The organism is Candidatus Poriferisocius sp., from assembly GCF_965219815.1.
GTDB lineage: Bacteria > Actinomycetota > Acidimicrobiia > Acidimicrobiales > Bin134 > Poriferisocius.
Genome location: NZ_OZ244791.1, coordinates 893465 through 912887 on the forward strand (window position 1 = coordinate 893465; position 19423 = coordinate 912887).

General features: G+C 65.1%; 18 protein-coding genes. 11 read left to right on the forward strand and 7 right to left on the reverse strand.

The window, feature by feature from the left end; translation table 11 throughout:
• Positions 1–104 precede the first annotated feature (104 nt).
• Positions 105–938, forward strand: coding sequence for an IS5 family transposase (locus ACOQPI_RS04325; RefSeq protein ID WP_420618473.1), 834 nt, complete (start codon positions 105–107; stop codon positions 936–938).
• A gap of 21 nt (positions 939–959) precedes the next feature.
• On the opposite strand, the gene ACOQPI_RS04330 is transcribed toward ACOQPI_RS04325, so the two are convergent.
• Entirely contained in the window at positions 960–1790 is an 831-nt protein-coding gene (locus ACOQPI_RS04330; protein WP_420618474.1) for an SDR family NAD(P)-dependent oxidoreductase, read from the reverse strand.
• A gap of 91 nt (positions 1791–1881) precedes the next feature.
• Here ACOQPI_RS04330 and ACOQPI_RS04335 point away from each other — a divergent pair, with 91 nt between their 5' ends.
• Positions 1882–2694, forward strand: a complete 813-nt coding sequence (locus tag ACOQPI_RS04335) for an SDR family NAD(P)-dependent oxidoreductase (protein ID WP_420618475.1) — start codon at positions 1882–1884, stop codon at positions 2692–2694.
• Positions 2695–2710: 16 nt separating this feature from the next.
• Here the strand turns inward: ACOQPI_RS04335 and rsgA are convergent, their stop codons facing one another.
• On the reverse strand, positions 2711–3682 hold the full coding sequence (gene rsgA, locus ACOQPI_RS04340) for a ribosome small subunit-dependent GTPase A (RefSeq protein WP_420618476.1): 972 nt from the start codon (positions 3680–3682) through the stop codon (positions 2711–2713).
• A 139-nt stretch (positions 3683–3821) separates the two neighbouring features.
• Here rsgA and ACOQPI_RS04345 point away from each other — a divergent pair, with 139 nt between their 5' ends.
• The gene (locus ACOQPI_RS04345; RefSeq protein WP_420618477.1) at positions 3822–5609 is read left to right on the forward strand and encodes a molybdopterin-dependent oxidoreductase; all 1788 of its coding nucleotides are present in this window, start codon (positions 3822–3824) and stop codon (positions 5607–5609) included.
• A gap of 618 nt (positions 5610–6227) precedes the next feature.
• On the opposite strand, the gene ACOQPI_RS04350 is transcribed toward ACOQPI_RS04345, so the two are convergent.
• Entirely contained in the window at positions 6228–6812 is a 585-nt protein-coding gene (locus ACOQPI_RS04350) for a nuclease-related domain-containing protein (protein ID WP_420618478.1), read from the reverse strand.
• Between the two features lie 147 nt (positions 6813–6959).
• Between ACOQPI_RS04350 and ACOQPI_RS04355 the strand changes: the two genes are divergently transcribed.
• Positions 6960–8156 (forward strand): fibronectin type III domain-containing protein, encoded by a 1197-nt coding sequence (locus ACOQPI_RS04355; protein WP_420618479.1) that lies wholly within the window; start codon positions 6960–6962, stop codon positions 8154–8156.
• Here the strand turns inward: ACOQPI_RS04355 and ACOQPI_RS04360 are convergent.
• Positions 8153–8308, reverse strand: a complete 156-nt coding sequence (locus ACOQPI_RS04360) for a hypothetical protein (RefSeq protein ID WP_420618480.1) — start codon at positions 8306–8308, stop codon at positions 8153–8155. The genes ACOQPI_RS04355 and ACOQPI_RS04360 overlap by 4 nt on opposite strands.
• Before the next feature lie 13 nt (positions 8309–8321).
• Here ACOQPI_RS04360 and ACOQPI_RS04365 point away from each other — a divergent pair, with 13 nt between their 5' ends.
• The 3 genes from ACOQPI_RS04365 (at position 8322) to ACOQPI_RS04375 (ending at position 12206) form a co-directional block, all read left to right on the forward strand.
• A complete protein-coding gene (locus ACOQPI_RS04365; protein ID WP_420618481.1) occupies positions 8322–10232 on the forward strand; it encodes a hypothetical protein in 1911 nt (636 codons plus the stop codon).
• A gap of 159 nt (positions 10233–10391) precedes the next feature.
• The gene (locus tag ACOQPI_RS04370) at positions 10392–10658 is read left to right on the forward strand and encodes a hypothetical protein (protein WP_420618482.1); all 267 of its coding nucleotides are present in this window, start codon (positions 10392–10394) and stop codon (positions 10656–10658) included.
• 12 nt (positions 10659–10670) lie between these two features.
• Positions 10671–12206: a hypothetical protein gene (locus tag ACOQPI_RS04375; RefSeq protein WP_420618483.1), complete on the forward strand. Its 1536-nt coding sequence runs from the start codon at positions 10671–10673 to the stop codon at positions 12204–12206.
• On the opposite strand, the gene ACOQPI_RS04380 is transcribed toward ACOQPI_RS04375, so the two are convergent.
• Positions 12170–12601, reverse strand: coding sequence for a hypothetical protein (locus tag ACOQPI_RS04380; RefSeq protein ID WP_420618484.1), 432 nt, complete (start codon positions 12599–12601; stop codon positions 12170–12172). The genes ACOQPI_RS04375 and ACOQPI_RS04380 overlap by 37 nt on opposite strands.
• A gap of 147 nt (positions 12602–12748) precedes the next feature.
• Between ACOQPI_RS04380 and ACOQPI_RS04385 the strand changes: the two genes are divergently transcribed.
• The 4 genes from ACOQPI_RS04385 (at position 12749) to ACOQPI_RS04400 (ending at position 17537) form a co-directional block, all read left to right on the forward strand.
• Positions 12749–14314 (forward strand): hypothetical protein, encoded by a 1566-nt coding sequence (locus tag ACOQPI_RS04385; RefSeq protein WP_420618485.1) that lies wholly within the window; start codon positions 12749–12751, stop codon positions 14312–14314.
• Between the two features lie 102 nt (positions 14315–14416).
• On the forward strand, positions 14417–15607 hold the full coding sequence (locus ACOQPI_RS04390) for an acyl-CoA dehydrogenase family protein (RefSeq protein ID WP_420618486.1): 1191 nt from the start codon (positions 14417–14419) through the stop codon (positions 15605–15607).
• 27 nt (positions 15608–15634) lie between these two features.
• Positions 15635–16792: an acetyl-CoA C-acetyltransferase gene (locus tag ACOQPI_RS04395; RefSeq protein WP_420618487.1), complete on the forward strand. Its 1158-nt coding sequence runs from the start codon at positions 15635–15637 to the stop codon at positions 16790–16792.
• Positions 16793–16799: 7 nt separating this feature from the next.
• Positions 16800–17537 carry an SDR family NAD(P)-dependent oxidoreductase gene (locus tag ACOQPI_RS04400; protein WP_420618488.1) on the forward strand — a complete coding sequence of 246 codons (738 nt, stop codon included), beginning with the start codon at positions 16800–16802 and terminating at the stop codon, positions 17535–17537.
• A 14-nt stretch (positions 17538–17551) separates the two neighbouring features.
• Here the strand turns inward: ACOQPI_RS04400 and ACOQPI_RS04405 are convergent, their stop codons facing one another.
• Complete coding sequence (locus ACOQPI_RS04405; protein ID WP_420618489.1) at positions 17552–18538, reverse strand: LLM class flavin-dependent oxidoreductase; 987 nt, start codon at positions 18536–18538, stop codon at positions 17552–17554.
• Between the two features lie 50 nt (positions 18539–18588).
• Positions 18589–19281: a GntR family transcriptional regulator gene (locus ACOQPI_RS04410; RefSeq protein ID WP_420618490.1), complete on the reverse strand. Its 693-nt coding sequence runs from the start codon at positions 19279–19281 to the stop codon at positions 18589–18591.
• Positions 19282–19423: the final 142 nt, after the last annotated feature.

The following is a 19423-nucleotide window of genomic DNA, read 5'->3' on the forward strand; positions in this document are numbered from 1 at the left end:
CTTAGGGGCCGCGCGGATAGGTGACCATCCACCGGTCGTTGTGTTGTCCCGGCTTTGATGTCGGGTGACACCAACAACAACGACTCGGTGGAGGTTCTGTCATTATGCGCGCGTCTGATCCTGAGGTGGTAGATGCTGTTTGGGCGGCGGTGGAGGGTTTGCTGCCAGTGCGGGCCCGATCGCATCCGTTGGGCTGTCACCGGCCTCGGGTTTCAGACAAGCTGTGCTTTCGGGGGTTGTTGATCCGGCTGGTGACCGGTTCGTCTTGGGTTGACATCGAGGCCATCTTGGAGTGGCGGGTGTCGGACACGACTTTGCGGGCGCGCCGCGACGAGTGGATCGCCGCGGGGGTGTTCGACCGGCTCCGCTCAGAGGCGGTCGCCGCGTTCGACCGCATCGTGGGCCTCGACTTGTCGGAGGTGGCGGTGGACGGGTCTTTGCACAAGGCCCCCTGCGGCGGCGCCGGGACCGTCAAAAGCCCTGTTGACAGGGGCAAGCTCGGGTGGAAGTGGTCGGTGGCCGCAGAGCGCCACGGCGTGCCGGTCGGCTGGGCGATCGACGGCGCCAACCGCAACGACATCCGCCTCCTGGAGCCCACCTTGGCCGCAATCAACAGCGCCGGGCTGCTCGAAGACATCGAGACCCTGCATTTGGACCGCGGCTACGACTACCCCGCAGTGCGCCGCCAGCTCAAAGCCCTCGGCATCGCCGACGCCTGCATCCAACGACGAACCCCCAACACGGGCCCCCGACGCCCGCTGACACTCGGCCTGCGCTGGATCGTCGAGTCCACCAACTCCTGGCTGTCGAACTACGGGCAACTCCGCCGCAACACCGACCGAAAACCCGACTGCCGGCACGCCGCCATGTGCCTCGCCACCACCATCTTGATCACCGCCAAACTCATCGACTGGAAAAACCGATGGAACCCCACATAAACCACCTATCCGCGCAGCCCCTTAGGGGGCGTCGGGGAGGTTGGTGAAGCCGCGGCCACTGGAGCGGCGGTACCAGCCCTGGGCGGTCATGGTGCCGCCGTCCACCGGGATGGTCTGGCCGGTCATGAAGCGGGACTGGTCGGAGGCCAAGAACAGGGCCACCTCGGCGAAGTCGTCGGGGTTGCCGAAGCGGCACAGGGGGATGTTCCGGGACACCTGCTCGAGGGGGCGATCCCGCAGCATCATGTCGAGAGGGGTTTGCAGGGTGACAGCCATGTCGGGGGCGATGGCGTTGACCCGGATGTTCTGGTCGGCCATCTCCAAGGCGACGGATCGGGTGAAGGCGATGATGGCGGCGTTGGACGCCGAATACACCGCGATGCCGGGCATCGCCCGCATGGCCTCCACCGTGGACACATTCACGATGGTGCCCCCGCCCCCTTCCACCATGGTGGGCAGGAAAGCGCGGGTGCAGCGCAGCACGTGGCGGAAGGTGATGTTGATCTGGGCGTCCCAGTCGGCTTCGGTAGTTCTGATGAACGTGCCTCTGCCTGGCCGGTAGTCGCCCACGTTGTTCACCAGCACATCCACCTGACCGTCGCCGAACTCCACGGCGGCCTGGTGGAACTCGGCCACCACATCGGCGTCGGTGATGTCGCCCACCACCGCGATGGCCCGCCCTCCGGCGTCGGTGATGTCGCCCACTGCGGCGTTGGCGAGGTCGGGATCGATGTCGTTGACCACGACGGCGGCTCCCGCTTCGGCGAACAGCCGGGAGATTCCGCCCCCGATTCCCCCGCCTCCTCCGGTGACGGCCGCGATCTTGTTGGCTAATGGTGTTGCACTCGGCATGCGGGGTTTCTAGCGCATCCCGTGTAGTGCCGCTCACATCGCGGCGCCGTTTGCGTTGGGCCGGTGCCGGAGTCGTTGCCAAGATGTCGGTATGAGCAATCGCTTGAACGGAAGGGTGGCCATCGTCACCGGAGGGGCCAACGGATTAGGAGAGGCCATCGCCGGCAAATTCGTTGGCGAAGGGGCAGTGGTGGTGATCGCCGATGTCGACGAGGTGGCCATGGAACAGGTGGGCAGCGAACTGGGAGTAGAAACCTCCTACTGCGATGTGTCGGACCGCGCGTCAGTGCAGGCGCTGGTGGACGGTGTGGTGGAGCGCCACGGGCGGCTCGACATCATGGTGGCCAACGCCGGTATCGCCAACTCCCCCAAGTATTTGGACATAGACGACGAGTTCTGGAGCCGGATGATCGACGTGAACCTGACCGGGGTGTTCTTGTGCAACCAGATCGCGGCCCGCCACATGGTGGCACGAGGCAATGGCGGCGTGTTGTTGAACACCGCGTCCATCCTCGGGGCTGAGGGCAACCCCCAGACGCCGGCGTACGCCGCCTCTAAGGCCGGGGTGATCTCTTTGACCCGCAGTGGGGCCATGGCGCTGGGAGAATTCGGCATCCGGGTGAACGCGGTGGGACCGGGCTACATGAAGACCCGAATGACCGAAGGGCTGCGGGCAGTGCCGGAACTGGAGAAGTCGCTGGCCGAGATGGTGCCGCTGAACCGATTCGGCGAGGCCGGCGACATCGCCGACGCGGCAGTTTTTCTGGCCAGCGACGAAGCCTCCTACATTACCGGCCACACCCTTTTTGTGGACGGCGGCTGGCTCACCCACCACCTTCCCGCCCGCACCGAGGAGCAGGAGGAGATCCGCGTCCGCGCCCAGGCTGAGGCCGAAGCCCGCTAACGCGGCCCGGATACGGCTATTTGCGCCGTCGTCGAGCGATGTCGAGATCTTGGTCGGCCAACTCTTCGGCTAACTCCAAATAGCGCCGCAGCCGACCCGAATCCACGTTTCCAACCACCGCGCAGTCAGGCTCTCCCTGGTGCCAGCAGTCCTCAGCAAAGCGGCACTCATGGTCTAGGGCGTCGATCTCGGCGTAGGCCGCAGCCAAGCCCTCCCATGCATCCCACGGTCCGACGGCGCGTATGCCGGGCGTGTCTACGATCGAACCGCCGCTGGGCAGCGCGATGAGCCGCCGGGCAATTGTGGTGTGGCGGCCCCGGGCGTCACCCCCCCGCACCTCCTGAGTGGCCTGGACCTCTTCCCCGACCAACGCGTTGATGAGGGTGGACTTTCCTACCCCCGACGGTCCCAAGAGGGCCATGGTTCGACCTCCCTTGAGCAGGGCGGTCAGGTCGTCGAGGCCCTCTCCCCGCAGCGCGGCGGTGACCACCACCGTGGCCCCCGGGGCCAGAACGGCGGCCTTTTCGGCGTCCCGCTCGGGATGGCGGCGAAGGTCGGCTTTGGCCAGGATTACTGCCACCGCCGCTCCCGATTGCCAGCCGACCACACAGAAGCGCTCCAGCTGAGCTGGATTGATGCGCCGGTCGAGACCGTGTACCACCCCCACTACATCAGCGTTGGCCACCAGTGTCTGGGCCCGGGCGTGCTCGGCCGGGTCTCTCCTCACCACCAGCGTGCGCCGCTCTAGTACCTGTTCTACGGCAAGGTCGTCATCGGGGCCGGGAGCGACGGTGACCCAGTCTCCGGTCACCGGGGCCACATCGTCTTGGGCGCGTTGGGAATCGGACGAGACTCGGATCTGGCCCTCGTCGGTAATCACCTCGCACTCACCACGGTCCACCTGCACCACCCGGCCCAGTTGTCCTGTTTGACCCTGGGCCAACTCCCGCCACTGCTGGTCGACGCCCAAGGCCTCCAACGGCGTCATTGGGTGCTGATTAGCGCGAGTGCCATATTCCGGCTCCAAACAGTGGGCGAATGGCCCAAGGGGCGGAAAATCACAATAGCCTTACTTCCACACCACCGGATGAAGAGCACCGGTGCTACCAACTGATCGGAATCCAGCAATGAGCGAATCCGAAGCTGCCGCACCCGCCGAGCGGCGAGCAGCCATCTCACCGCTTCAGGCGATAGCCGCGGGGCTCGTGGCCGCCGGGGCCGCGTTGGGCTTGAGCGAGATCCTGTCGGGGTTGAGCCGCAAGATCCCGTCGCTGGTGGTATCGGTGGCTGAGGAGATTGTGGACATCACCCCCGGCTTCATTGCCCGGTGGTCCATCGACACTCTGGGCAGCGCGCAGAAGCCGGCGTTGGTGTGGGGCATCGTCATCGTATCGATTCTGCTGGGCGCGGTGTTGGGCTGGCCCTCCCGGAAGCGCTGGTGGGTGATGCCCGCCGGCCTCGTGGTTTTCGCGGTCGTTGGCGGGTGGGCTGCGGCCCGCAATCCCCTGTCCAGCGATGGTTTGGGATGGATGTCGGGCCTGGTGTCAGGGGCCTTCGGGATCGCGGTGTTCTTGAGTCTGTATGCGCTTGCGTTGGCTGCAGTTCCATCGGGCGAATCCGAAGAACCTGCGGAAGAGCGGCGGGTGCCGATGGTGGGCCGGGGCCGCTTCAACGACCGTCGTCGCTTCGTCGGGGCAGTGGGCATCATGGCCGGGGCTTCGCTGGCCGGTGGCCTGCTCGGGCGATGGCTGCGGCGGCGCGACACCGTGGAAGGAGCTCGTGAGGGGGTTGCCGAGGCCCTCCAAGGACGAACTATTGCGACACCGACTGCCCGACCCACTCCGGTTCCCACCGCGCCGGCTGGGGACGATGATGCCATGGTTGACTCCTCCCCAGGTTCAACCCCTGAAGCCACACCCGCCGCGGGCGCTGATCCCACGGCCGAGCCCACCGCGGAGGCAACGGGCGAACCCACCCCCTCAGTCACAGCCGAACCAGTAAGGGAGCCCAACTTCGACCACATCGCCGGAATCGCCCCGCTCATCACTCCCAACGAGGACTTCTATCTGATCGACACCGCCCTCTCATATCCTCAGGTGGACCCCGCCGACTGGTCGCTTCAGATCCACGGCATGGTGGACCGAGAGGTGGAGATCAGCTTCGACGAACTGCTCGACCTGGGCCTGGTTCGAGAGCAAGTGACCCTGTCGTGTGTGTCCAACTCTGTAGGCGGTCGGCTGGTGGGCAATGCCGAATGGGTTGGTGTTCCCCTGGCCAGAGTGCTGGACGAGGCCGGGGTGCAGCCGGGGGCCACGCAGATCGTGGGCCGCTCCATAGATCGGTGGACCGCGGGCTTTCCCACCGAGGTGGCGCTCGACGGCAGGGTGGCCATGGTGGCCGTGCAGATGAACGGCGAGCCGCTGCCCATCTCCCACGGCTTCCCCGCTCGTCTGGTGGTGGCCGGGCTCTACGGCTACGTGTCGGCCACCAAGTGGCTGTCAGACATCGAGCTCACCACCTGGGAAGCGTTCGACGGCTACTGGATCCCCCGCGGCTGGTCGAAAGAGGGGCCGATCAAGACCCAGTCCCGCATCGACGTGCCCCGACGGGGCTCTGTGATCGACCCCGGCCCGACGGCGATTGCCGGCGTGGCCTGGGCGCCCAGTCGGGCCATCGAAAAGGTGGAAGTTCAGGTGGACGAAGAGCCATGGGTGGAGGCTGAGCTCAGCCGGGAGACCACTATCAACTCTTGGCGGCAGTGGATGGTGACGTGGAACGCCACCCCCGGCCGGCACCAAGTGCGAGTGAGGGCCACCGACGGCACCAACACCACCCAGACCCCCGAGATCACCGACCCCGCCCCCGACGGCGCCACCGGCTGGCACACCATCCAAGTAAGGGCGGAGGAGGCCTGATTCCTGAACCCGTTTCATGCACGGGTGCAGCAATTATGCCAGCGTAAGATCAGCGACTCGGCGTACCCCTGGCAATTTGTCGCTCGTCAGATCGGCGAAGAGATCTCGCAGATGCTGCTTGAGGTCGTCCAACGTCTCTCCCTGCGTCCAATAGTCTGGGAACTCTTCCAGGTATCCGAGCCAACATTCGCCTTCTTGCCAGTAGACCATCTTCGTAGTCGCCATATCCCGATACTCCCTGATACTCGTTGGCTCGTGCTCCAGCGAGGGGCTCAGGCCGAGTGACTTTGCTCATCAACGCACCGAAGCTAAGGCTACCGCCATCTCCTGCTAGGTTGTCCACGACCCGGCAACCGTCGCCGATGCTGACTACCCAGCGCCAATGCCATCGGCACTGGGTCATCTGCGATGGCGGAGGGGAGCAGTCCGGTTGGGCCGTAGAGGCGACGCTGCTGATCAACCCACATGTCGGGCGGCAAGAAATTCAGCTACGGGCGCAACTTCGACTGCCTTCATACTCCAAACTCCGTAGTCACCATGCTTCCTTCTGCTGTCAGACTTTGAGCCCTTGCGATGCCGCTCCAACTCCTGAGCGATCTTGTTGGTAACGAGGTCGGCTTAGGCCACATAGACCTGAAATGGCTCGCTGGGCTCCTTCCAACCGTCCATCCGCTTGATTTTGCCCCTGTCTGATACGGCAACCAGGAGCTGGATCGGCGCATTTTTGAAGCCGCGTTGATTTGTCCCGTTGACGACTTTGCTGATGGTGCGAAACCCGAAGGGTTGTCTTCCAAGGAGGTCTTTCCTGTGCCGCTGGAGGAACTCTCGCAGAAAATCTGACTGTCTTTGCGCTTGCTGGATTGGCGAGGGCATACCAAGTTCCTTGCCGTCGTATGTCCGGATCCACTCGTCCCCGCCGGAGCCATCATCTCGGATCCGTACTTCTTCCGTCACCGACTTGCTCTCGATGATGAAGAACCCCCAGCGATGCACGAGGAGATGATCGATCTGGCACCCTCCAGTAGAGCCATCGTGTTCTGGTTGCTCGCGGTCCTTAAGCCGCAGGCCGTGCAGCACGAGCACGTCTTGGTCTTTGCCGAACCTGCGGTGCAGATAGTGGGCCATTTGCCTCTCCGCGACGATTCCGGCTTGTCCACGACGATCCCCAGTTTGAGCGGTTTTCGCGAAAGCCTTGATGATCACCCTGACATTCTGGCAAATCTCATATGTCAGCAGCGTGCTGCTAAATAGCGCCGGGCTGTTCGGGTGAAGCCCGATTGTGGTGAACGATACATGTCCTTCTCGGAAATACCTTGTTGTGGTTTGGTGGGGCTGTAGGTTCCCTGGTTCGTGAGGCGGGTGTTGGTGCCGGTGTTGGCGGTGGTGGTGCTGGCGGGCGGTTTGGTGTTCTCGGTGTCTGTGTCTGAGCACTTTGCGGCGGTGGTTCCTGGGCTTGGTTCGAGTCATGTGGCCGAGGGCCAGTCAGTCGGCGTGTGCGTGTGGTATACGGAGTCGCCGCATCGGGAGCTTGCCCGCCGGAGTCGGATGGGCAATTCGTGTCCGAGCGCTCCGGTGGTGCCGCACGCCACGACGACCACGAGGTGCGCCCACGGCGGGCGGTTCCAGTACACGGGCAATGACGGGACTGGTTGGTGGTATGTGTCGGTGTGCAACCCGCCGCCCCAGCGGGTGTGCGTGTGGTATACGGAGTCGCCGCATCGGGAGCTTGCCCGCCGGAGTCGGGTGGGCAATTCGTGTCCGAGCGCTCCGGTGGTGCCGCACGCCACGACGACCACGAGGTGCGCCCATGGCGGGCGGTTCCAGTACACGGGCAATGACGGGACTGGTTGGTGGTATGTGTCGGTGTGCAACCCGCCGCCCCAGCGGGTGTGCGTGTGGTATACGGAGTCGCCGCATCGGGAGCTTGCCCGCCGGAGTCGGGTGGGCAATTCGTGTCCGAGCGCTCCGGTGGTGCCACACGCCACGACGACTGCTGTTTGCGCCAATGGCGGCGCGTGGCGGCACACGGGCAACAACGGGGTTGGTTGGTGGTATGTGTCGGTGTGCGCTCCCGCTGCGCCGACCGGGCTGGCTTGCAGCGCGACTGCAACGACGATCGAGTTCTCATGGACAGCGGTCGGGAGTCCCAGCCGATATCAGGTTTCCAAGGACAACGGTGCTACTTGGGAATCGCCTGTCCCCATCACCAGCACTTCGCACACCTTCACCGGGCTGGTTGCGGACAGGTCGTATCAGATGAGTGTGCAGGCCGGCAACACCGTTGGGGCGACTACCGCGTGGAGTTCTTTGGCGGGCAGGAGCTGCGAGACCGACTCGCCGCCTCTGCTGTTGGCGGCGCCGACGGATCTGGGGTGTGCGGCCACGGCGTCTTCGATTGAGCTGTCGTGGACAGCACCTGACAACGCGGACCGGTACCAGGTGTCGAAAGATGGGGGCCGAACCTGGGTCCAGCCCGTTCCCGCAGACAGCGCTTCGCACACCTTCACCGGGCTGAGCGCGGCCACCTTGTACGCGCTCAGCGTCTAGGCCGGCAGCGACGACGGGACGACCACTACTTGGAGCACAGCCTCCAACAGGGTGTGCGAGACCGCGTTCTCGACGAGGCCGGCCGGGCTGGAGTGCTCCGCGAAGACCACCTCGATCGTTTTCTCGTGGGACGCGGTGGCGGGGGCGGACACCTACACTGCCATGGTGGAGCCGGCTGTCCCCAACGGCACCAGGCGCCGGGTTGAGAGGGCCACGGCCGCGTCTGTCGGATTCCTCGACTTGGACCCGTCCACGGACTACTACCTGAGCGTGTTCGCCGTCGACGGCGGGCGCCAGCAGTTGCCTGCCGGGAAGCAGTGCTCCACTCTGGCAGCCCCAGCGAATCCCGACGCCCCCGCGTGCTCTGCTGTTACCGACAACAGCATCACCCTTCGGTGGGACTCAGATGCCGGAGTGGATCGGTGGTATGTCGCCCGCGACGTGCCGGGCTCGTCGTATACTGATGGCAGTCCACTCGAATCGACGACGCTGGCCAAGCAGTTCACAGGGCTGTCGCCAAACACCGCCTACCGGTTCTTGTTCTGGTGGAAGGCATCCAGCGGCGACGAGTGGGTGCAGGTACAGCCCAGCACCCGATGCACGACAACCGGACCAGCCACGAGTCCCGCCCCGCCCACATGCGGCGCTGTGACCGCCGACAGCGTTACCCTCAATAGGGCTGCGAATCCGGGGGTTTACCAGTGGTACGTCGGACGGGCGACGGTGCCCGACACGGCCACCGCGACCGCCAGCCGCGCCCATGTCGGCGGGCGCACGCTCGGGTCGGCGACGCTGGAAATGGCTTTCGACGGGCTGTCGCCCAACACCGCCTACCAGTTCTACTTCTGGTGGAAGCCCTCCGCGGCGGGCGCCTGGGCCAGGGTGGTCCCCGACGTGACCTGCACCACCGCCGCCTTGGCTGCCTATCCGACCCCTCCTGTATGCGGCACAGCCACCTCGAGCAGCGTCGATCTGCGATGGGTCGCCAACGCTTCGGCGAGCAGGTGGCACATTGCCCGTCCGGGCCCGGCGGGCGCTCTAGCCGACAGCCGCCTGCTCGAAGCCCGGACCCTTTCCGCGGCATTCGCAGCGCTGAGCCCCTCAACGTCTTACACCTTCCCGCTGTGGTGGCAGGCATCGTCGACCAGCGACTGGGAACAGGCCAGGCCACACCGGACGTGCACCACCCGGGCTGCGGCCACGACGCAGGTATCGACCACCTGCTCCACAACCAGCAAGTACTGCGCCACCAAAGGCGTCTACGACGCCGTGCTGCGAGCAGCCCGAAAGGCCATCACCTCCCCCACCGGAGCGCCATGCTCCCAGACCCAGCTCACTGCCACCGGCCGCAGCCAGATCACCCAGAACATGCTGGCGTCGATGATGCTGGCCATACCCGCGTGGGAGCTGAACGGGGGCGACACCAGCCGGGCCCTTTCACCCATGACGCTGTCGAGGGGCGACAACATGGTGAATCGAACAAGCGATTCGAACAACATCGAGTTGTACTCCCACATGTCGCTCGGCGGCTACAAGCAGGCCCACTGGAACCCTGGCGTCGGCCTGTGGCAGCTCGACAACTTCACCGAGCCCGACGCCCAGGTGGACGCCCTCAAACACGGCCACGCCGAACGAGCCGACGTCGACAAAGGCGGCTACGAAGTCGCCAAACTCATCCGCTATAAATACTGCGAAGGCGATTTAGTGTTTGGCCGCTGGTTTGCATGCAGCAACAGCAGATGCCAGAGCACCCATAACGCCAGATATGCCGCGTCAACCGACAGCATCCGAGTCGAGACCATCTCAGAGCTGGCCGACCCGACCGGGGGCACACGGCAGCGGCTGTGCCGGTGGGGAAGCGCAGGAACGGAAATGGTCTGCTATCTGTTCGACCTGAGCCTCCAGGAGGGACACGCGTTGGACTGCTGCGAGGCAGGAACGACCTACCCCAGCGACTACACCGGCAGCTACAACCCCTACACGCCCGAGGCCGCGCCGTTCATCTCCTTCACCGACACCGAGACATCTGCCGACTTCTCGACGAAGTATGCGGTGTGGCCGAGGTCGTGGCCTTAGTCCTCAACCGGTCTGGCATGGCCTGCGACAACAGCCGCGGGCACAGGCGAGGCATCCAAGGCGATCATCCGGGCCGTCAGAGCAGACGAGGGAGCCCGCTTCAGCCCCTACAACGACGACAGCAACCCCGCCAGAAAGGGAATCGCCTACCACGGTCTGGTGAAGCTTTCCACCGAGACCGTCGCCCAGTACGAGGATCGCATCGAGAAGAAGATCACCGAGCTCAACGGCGGAGCGCTCACAGTGAACAACAGCGACAACAACTACGGGCTGAGCGCCGGGGGCAAAGGCCCGGAGGGATGGTTCGACGGCACGGTCAACGGACGCGACCTCCAGATCTACAACTGCCTCGGCACGATCGACGACACCCTTGTCGAGGCTTGCTGGGTGAGCACGAACGCCGCCGCCGGCAGTAACTCGGATTAGGGGGGATGACCAATGGGAGACGGAAAGGCCGGCCGCACCCAGCGCCGCAGACCGCGGCGGAACACAGTGTGGCGGGTCGCCATTGCGGTGGTGTCGCTCGTCGCGTTCGGCTGCGGACAGGACTCCGAGCGCGCGGTGCAGGTGGTCGGCCAAGCGCCCGCTGCCACCGGCACCGCACAGCCCGCTCATGAGCCCGAAGTACAGCCGGGCACTGGCAGCACAGGGCAGCCGCCGGGACCTGGCGACGATATCCCGGGGCCGAGAGGCGGATCTGATGGGCCGTCCGGTCCTGTCGGAGATACGGGCGTCGGAGACAGCGGCGGTGTCGGCGTGGTTCCCGGTGAAGGGGACAGTCCCGGCGGATTGCGGCTGTTGGCGCCCCCGCCGCCCTATCTGGGTTTGGCCAATGAGATCTTCGACTTGTGTGACGACCAAGAGGCCTATGTGGTGATATTCGCTCGTCCGTTGGGGCCCGGCGAGGAGATGACCGATGAAGACCGCGAGGCCATCGCGTTCAAGCGCCGGGTTGCGGAGGTGTCGTGTGACGAGGCGGGCGGGCGACGCTACGTGTACATGAGCGAAGTCGGGCCCAGCGGCGCGTTCGCCACTGAACAAGCCGCGACAGACGACCATAACGACCGGAACCCCTATAGCGATGAGAACCGGATAACCCATCCCAAGGACATCCCTTTGGGATATTTCGGCCATCTGGACTGGGACTTCCCGCTGGAGGACTTCGACGAGGTGGCAGTGGTCGATGGCTCGGTTTTGGTACGCGACGGTGTCGTGCGCGGCCTGGTGCGCAACCTGTCCAAAACCCTGTTCGCCCGGGAGGTCACTGTCACCGCCCGCCCGACCGAGGGCAGCAACAACGATGCCCAGCCGGTCAGCGGGCGCTTCCCGCTGACGGTGCAGCCCGGCGAGCGCGCCCCGTTCGAGATCGAGGGCTGGACTGGGAGCGAGAACCCCGAAATGATCGACCTGTCGGTGAGCGCCAAACTGTCCACCAGGGTGGACATCACCCGCTCGTTCTCGTTCGGCACCGGCGGGACGGTTACTACTCGGGCAGTGGACGAGGAGTTCTTCAAGAACTTCGTGCCCGACTTCGTCTACCAGGCAGAGAAACACAAGATCCCCGACGACGGCCGGTTCATGATCGAATACATCAGCGCAAGCCTCACCGTCCCCACATCGCACCCCAGCCTCGAAGACCAAGTCCTCAACCAGAACATCGCAGACCTGCGCGTCTACATGGCCCTGCTGGCAAACGGCAAAGTCCACGACATTGTGGAACCGCCCCTGCACCGTGGGCTGCCCGAAGAACGGTGGAGCTCCAGGTATTACCCGCGTGTCTACAGTCATCCAATCACCTTCAATGGAGCACAATGGAGCGGCTTCAGCATCGTCTTCATCCCCGAATATTCCTGGCACATATGGACAGGTGAGCCGGGACCCCTGGACTACAACCCCCGCACTATTCCCGAAACCCCCCCGCCCACCGTGGACCCCGACTACACCCTGCCAGAACCGCCACAACCCATCGAATAGCCTTCGGGTATGCCACCTTGACTGCCTCGTCGGGATTCCACGATCGATCCCGGGCCTACGGCGATTGCCGGGGTGGCCTGGGCGCCTAGCCGGGCTATTGAGCGGGTGGAGGTGCAGGTCGACGGCGAGGTATGGGTGGGGGCCGAGTTCAGCCGTGAGACCACCGTCAACTCTTGGCGGCAGTGAATGGTGACCTGGAACGCCTCCCCCGGCGAGCATCGGGTGAGGGTGCGGGCCATCGACGGCACCGGCGCCACCCAGACCTCATAGATCAGCAACCCCGCCCCCGACGGCGCCACCGGCTGGCACACCATCCAGGTGAAGGCAGACGACGCCTGATTCCCGAACCTGCTCCACGCCTGGACGGGGTAATAAGCCGGCGTGAGATCGGCCACTCGTTTGCCAGCCTCATGGGGACGGTCAATGGCCGCGACCTCCAGGTATACAGCTGTCCCGGTACGATCGGGGACACGCTCTTAGAGATTTGCTGGGTGAGCGCGAGCGCTGCTGTTGGCAGCGGCTTGGACTAGGGAGGGAGCCCAATGGGAGACGGGAAAGCCGGCCGCACTCAGCGTCGGAGGCCGCGGCAGGCCACGTTGTGGCGGGCCGCTGTCGCGGTGGTGTTGTTTGTCGCGTTTGGTTGCGGGCAGGGCTCCGAGCGCACTGCGGAGGTGGTCGGCCGAGCGCCTGCTGGTACCGGCATAGCTCAGCCCGCCCTTGAGAGGACCCCCGACATCCCTGTCCCTGCGGCGCAGCCGGGTATCGGCGGCGCCACCGGGAGTTCGGGGCAGTCGCCGGGGCCTGGTGGCGACACCCCGGGGCCGGGAGACGGGCCCGACGGTCCGACCGGTCCCGTCGGCGACACAGGCGGCGACAGCGGCGACGGTGCCGGCGTGGTTCCCGGTGAGGGTGATCGGTCCGGTGGGCTGCGGCTGTTGGCGCCTCCGCCGCCCTATCTGGGTTTGGCCAATGAGCTTTTCGATTTGTGTGATGACGCAGAGGCCTACACGGTGGTATTCGCTCGTCCGTTGGGGCCCGGCGAGGAGATGACCGATGAAGACCGCGAGGCCATCGCGTTCAAGCGCCGGGTTGCGGAGGTGTCGTGCAGCGAGGCGGGCGGGCGACGCTATGTGTACATGAGCGAAGTCGGGCCCAGCGGCGCGTTCGCCACCGAACAAGCCGCCGTCGAGGACTACAACGACCGAAGTGTGGGCTACCCCGAATCGAAGATAACCCATCCCAAGGACATCCCTTTGGGATATTTCGGCCATCTGGACTGGGACTTCCCGCTGGAGGACTTCGACGAGGTGGCAGTGGTCGATGGCTCGGTTTTGGTACGCGACGGTGTCGTGCGCGGCCTGGTGCGCAACCTGTCCAAAACCCTGTTCGCCCGGGAGGTCACTGTCACCGCCCGCCCGACCGAGGGCAGCAACAACGATGCCCAGCCGGTCAGCGGGCGCTTCCCGCTGACGGTGCAGCCCGGCGAGCGCGCCCCGTTCGAGATCGAGGGCTGGACTGGGAGCGAGAACCCCGAAATGATCGACCTGTCGGTGAGCGCCAAACTGTCCACCAGGGTGGACATCACCCGCTCGTTCTCGTTCGGCACCGGCGGAACGGTCACCGCCCGCGCGGTGGATGAGGAATTCTTCAAGAACTTCGTGCCCGACTTCGTCTACCAGGCAGAGAAGCACAAAATCGGCGACGACGGCCGGCTTATGATCGAATACATCAGCGCAAGCCTCACCGCCCCCACATCGCACCCCAGCCTAAAAGACCAAGTCCTCAACCAGAACATCAAAGACCTGCGCGTCTACATGGCCCTGATAGGAAACGGCCAAGTCCATGACATCATTGAACCGCCCTTGCACGTACGGGCGTCATCGGCAGGCCATCCCCACCGTTACCCACAGGTCATCAGCCTGCCAACAATCTACGGCGGCGCACCCTTCTACGGCTTCGCCATCGTCTTCATCCCCGAATACTCCTGGCACATATGGACAGGCGAGCCAGGACCACTCGACTACAACCCCCGCACCATCCCCGAAACCCCCCCACCCACCGTAGACCCCGACTACAACCCCCCAGAACCCCAACCACCCACCGAGTAACCGCCGGATACACCACCTTGGCCGGTTGCCACCACACGGAGGTGGCAGCACCGTACCCGTTGAGTGATCCGAACGCCGCTGCTGCCAGTAGATTTCCGGCAGATGGATTTCGACCTCACTTCGGCTGAGCGGGACTTCCGCGATGAGGTGCGCACGTGGCTAGAGGAGCACTTGGTGGGGGAATTTGCCGGACTGCGGGGCCGGGGTGGGATGGGCCAGGAGGACATTTCCGCTGAGGTGCAGATTGCCTGGGAGCGAGAACTGGCTGGGGGAGGCTGGCTGGGCATCGACTTTCCGGCTCATTTGGGGGGCCGGGAGTGCAGCTTGTCGGAGCAGGTGCTGTTTCACCAGACCTATGTAGAGGCTCGGGCACCGGGGCGGCTGCCCAACATGGGGGTCACCTTGTTGGGACCTACGTTGGTGGCCTACGGCACGCCCGAGCAGCAGGAGCGATTTGTGCCGCCGATCCTGTCGGGCGAGGAGTTCTGGTGCCAGGGCTATTCTGAGCCCAATGCCGGGTCGGATTTGGCCAATGTGGGCACCAAGGCGGTGCTGGACGGTGATCGCTGGGTGGTGAACGGCCAGAAGATCTGGACCTCGCTGGCCCAGTATTCCGACTGGTGCTTCGTGGTGTGCCGCACCGACCCGGACTCTGCCCGCCACGCCGGCCTCTCCTACCTGCTGGTGCCCATGGACCAGCCAGGGATAGAGATCCGCCCCATCGTGCAGATCACCGGCGGTACCGAGTTCAACGAGGTGTTCTTCGACGATGCGGTGACCAATGCCGATCTGGTGGTGGGGCAAGTGGGCCGGGGCTGGGAGGTGGCCATGGGCACGCTGGCCTTCGAGCGGGGGGCGTCCACGCTGGGCCAGCAGACCTACTTCCGCCAGGAACTAGACGCGCTGCTGGCCGAGGCCCGGGCCAACGGCACCGCTGATGATTTGGTGATCCGCCAGGAGCTGGCCCAGGCCTACGCCACGCTGGAGATAATGCGGTACAACAACCTGCGGATGCTCACCGGGGTGGACGCCGGCGGAGTGCCGGGGCCGGAGATGTCCATCGGCAAGCTGCTGTGGTCCAACTGGCACCGTTCGCTGGGCGAGTTGATGGTGGGGGTGCGGGGGGCGGATGCCATGGCGGTTGCGGCTGACGACGGTGAGGAATACTCCCTGGACTCCTGGCAGCGCACGTTCCTGTACAGCCGAGCCCACACCATTTACGCCGGGTCGAACGAGATTCAGCGAAACATCATCGGCGAGCGAGTTTTGGGCCTTCCCCGAGAGCCGCGATGATTTCAAGTATCGGAAAGAGGAGCAGCCATGGCTGAGGCATACATCATCGACGCAGTCCGCACCCCGGTGGGGCGGCGGGGCGGCAGCCTCTCGGAGATCCACCCGGCGGACTTGGGGGCCCACCCCATCCTCGGGCTTCTCGATCGCACCGGTGTCGACCCGGCCGCGGTGGACGACGTGATGTACGGCTGTGTGGACGCCCTCGGCCCCCAAGCGGGTGACATCGCCCGCACCGCCTGGCTGGCCGCCGGGCTGCCCGAGCATGTGCCCGGCACCACCATCGACCGCCAATGCGGATCGGCCCAGCAGGCCGTGCACTTCGCGGCCCAAGCGGTGATGGCCGGCGTGAACGACGTGGTGGTGGCCGGCGGCGTTCAGAACATGAGCATGATCCCCATCGGCGCGGCCATGACCGTGGCCGAGCACGTGGGGGTGACCGATCCCGATCCCTTCACCGGCTCCGACGGCTGGGTGGACCGCTACGGCACCCAGGAGGTTTCGCAGTTCCGGGGGGCGGAGATGATCGCCGAGCATTGGGACATCAGCCGGGAGCAGATGGAGGAGTTTGCCCTGGCCAGCCACGAGCGGGCCGCCACCGCCACCGACGAGGGCCGGTTCGACAATGAGATCTTGCCCCTGGCCGGCCTGGAGTTTGACGAGGGAATCCGGCGGGGCACCACCCTGGAGAAGATGGCCGGCTTGTCCACCCTGATCGAGGGCGGGCGGCTGACCGCGGCGGTGTCCAGCCAGATCTCCGACGCGGGCTGTGCCATGTTGATCTGCGGGGATCAGGCGGTGGCCGATCACGGGTTGAAGCCCCGGGCCCGCTTCCACCACCTGTCGGTGCGGGGCGCCGACCCCATCTACATGCTCACCGGCCCCATCCCGGCCACCGAGTACGCCTTGGCCCGAACCGGCATGACCATCGACGACATCGACCTGTTCGAATGCAATGAGGCCTTCGCCTCGGTGGTGCTGGCCTGGATGGGCGAGCACGACGTGCCCCATGAGAAGGTCAACGTGAACGGCGGGGCCATCGCCCTGGGCCACCCGCTGGGGGCCACCGGAGCCCGGCTCATGACCACCCTGCTCAACGAGCTGGAGCGCACCGGCGGCCGCTACGGGCTGCAAACCATGTGCGAGGGCGGCGGGCAGGCCAACGTCACCATCATCGAGCGGCTCTAGCAGCGACATGACCGAGTTCGCCGACAAGGTGGTGATCGTCACCGGCGCGGCTCGGGGGATCGGCCGGAGCACCGCCGCGCTGTTCGCCGACGCGGGAGCGGTGGTGGTGGGCGCCGACCGCGACGTGGAGGCACTGGAAGCGGTGGAGGGCCTGTCGCTACGACTGGGCGGCGATGTGGGCGACACCCACGATGCCCATGCGATCATCGACGACACCCTGGAGTCTTACGGCCGACTCGACGTGCTGGTGAACAATGCCGGGGTCTGGGTGCTCAAGCCCACCTCCGAGATCACCCCCGAGGAGTGGGACGACCAGCTCTCCACCAACCTGCGGTCGTTCTTCCTGCTGATCCGCCGGGCCTATCCGGCGCTGGCCGAGGCCGGCGGCAGCGTGGTGAACGTGGCCTCCATCGCCGCCCTGCGGTTCACCATCCCCCACGTGGCCTACGCCTCGGCCAAGGCCGGGGTGATCGCCATGACCAGGGACTTGGCCGCCGAGTACGCCCCCGACGTGAGGGTCAACGCAGTGGCCCCCGGTCCCATCGACACCATGCACCTCACCGCCTCGATGACCCCCGAGGAGAAGGCCGACTTCGGCCGCCGCTACCCGCTGGGCCGCATGGGCGAGCCCGAAGACGTGGCCCACGCCATCTTCTTCCTGGCCTCCCCCAAAGCCGCCTACATCACCGGCGCCACCCTCCCCGTCACGGGAGGAACCGAGCTCGGAGTCCCCAGCCTGTTCTAGCTACAAGGAGTCCATCAGCCATTGACTTGGGGGATTACGAGGTTGTGGAGCAGGTCGAGCTGCTCGGGGTCGTCGCTAGTGGGACCTAAGACGATGTATTCGCAGCCGCCGTCTTTGAGGTCGCGGAGACGGGCGACGATCTCGTCGATGGATCCGAAGAAGTAGCTCTTCTCTAAGTGGTCGCGGGTGCGGTGGGTGCCCATGGCCTGCTCGAAATAGATGTGCTGTTCTTCGCGGGCCTTGGCAGGGTCATTGGTGTCCACGATGTAGATGAAGTTGCAGTGGCCGAACCGGGGCGGCTCGGAGTCTTGAGCGGCGGCAGCATCTTTGATGACCTGCCAGTCGTTGTGGACCCATTGCTGCTGGCCGGAGCAGCGCGACAGCCACCAGTCGGCGCCGAGGATGCGGTTGAGCACGGTTTTTGCGAGGACGGGCCGGTCGTTGTCGAAGGTGCCGTCGGGGATGCGGGACCCGCCGGCAACCCAAACGTTGGGCATTCTGGGCGGGCGGGGGTCGATGGTGACGCTGTCGAATGAGTAGAACTCGCCTTCATATGTGGCATCGGCGGTGGTAAGGAGCAGGCGGACGGCTTCGAGTATCTCGTCGGTGCGCTTGCCCCGCTCACTGATATGGGTGCCGGTGGCTTCGAACTCGGGACCGTACCAGCCGGGGCCGATGCCGAATTGGTAGCGGCCGCCGGTGAGGTAGTCCATGGTGGCGACTTCTTTGGCCAGTACAACGGGGTGGCGGAGGGGCACCACCAGGATGCCGGTTCCGACCATCTGTACGTCAGGGGCGACGGCGGCGGCGTGGGTCAGCACGGTCATGGGTTCCAGCCAGGGCATCCCGTAGAGGCCAGGGGCGTGGAGGAGGTGGTCGATTACCCACAGGTCAATGTCGTAGTCGTTGGCCTTCTTGGAGAAGGTGTCGGTGCCTTGGCGAGCCCGCTCGTAGTCGAGCCCCGGGTAGGCGTAGGAAGGGATCCAGGCTCCGAAACGCATGGCTTGTTGCTCCTTTTAAGATGTTGTTGCAGCGGAGCAGCGCGGCGCGCCTAGTTGCCGTCCTCGTCCAGGAGGCCGGGGGTGATAGTGGCGGTGGCGTATTCGCGGTGGATGCGCATCGCCTCAATAACCCGGTCCGGGTCCCTTGTCCGGCACGCTTCGATGAGGTCGAGGTGCTGGGCCAGGGAGACCTCCTGGACGTCACTGTGCTTGTGGAGGTAGAGAACGCGGTAGTGGTCGGTGTGCTCCCACAGCCGCTCTATCTCCTTGACGAGCCGGGGCATGCCGGACGCCCGGTAGGGGACGAAGTGCATCTCCCGGTGGGCGACGTTGGTGGTCCAGAGGTCGCCCTCGGTGAGGGCGCTCTCCATCTTGATCCGGTAGTCGTCCATCTGCTGGATGTCTTCGTCGGTGAGTCTGGGCGCTCCTAGCGCCATCGCCTCTCGCTCTAGGAGGGAGGTGATGTGCTGAAGCTCGGCGAACTCGGCTTGCGAGTGCGTCGTCACCCAGTAGCCCCGGCGCGGCTCGTTGACCACCACTCCCTCGTTCTGAAGCTGCTTGAGGGCTTCTCTGACCGGCACGGGGCTGACTCCGCAACTCCGTGCGACGGCTTCAAGTGGGACCTTGTCTCCGGGCGCTAACTCGCCGGTGACGAGCAGCTTGCGGAGATAGAGCAGCACCATCTCTGGGACGGTGGGTTGGATAACTGGTGGGGCTGACGCAAACGCTGCTTGTTCAGCCACTTCCAGTATTCCCCCTTGTCGTTCGAGTGTGCGGTGATCAGTCGGCACGCTTTGCCTATCGCTACAAGGGTGCCTCGGTGACACCCTAACCGAATTCTTACCACCTCCGATCAACTATATCCAATATTTGATTTCATATTTG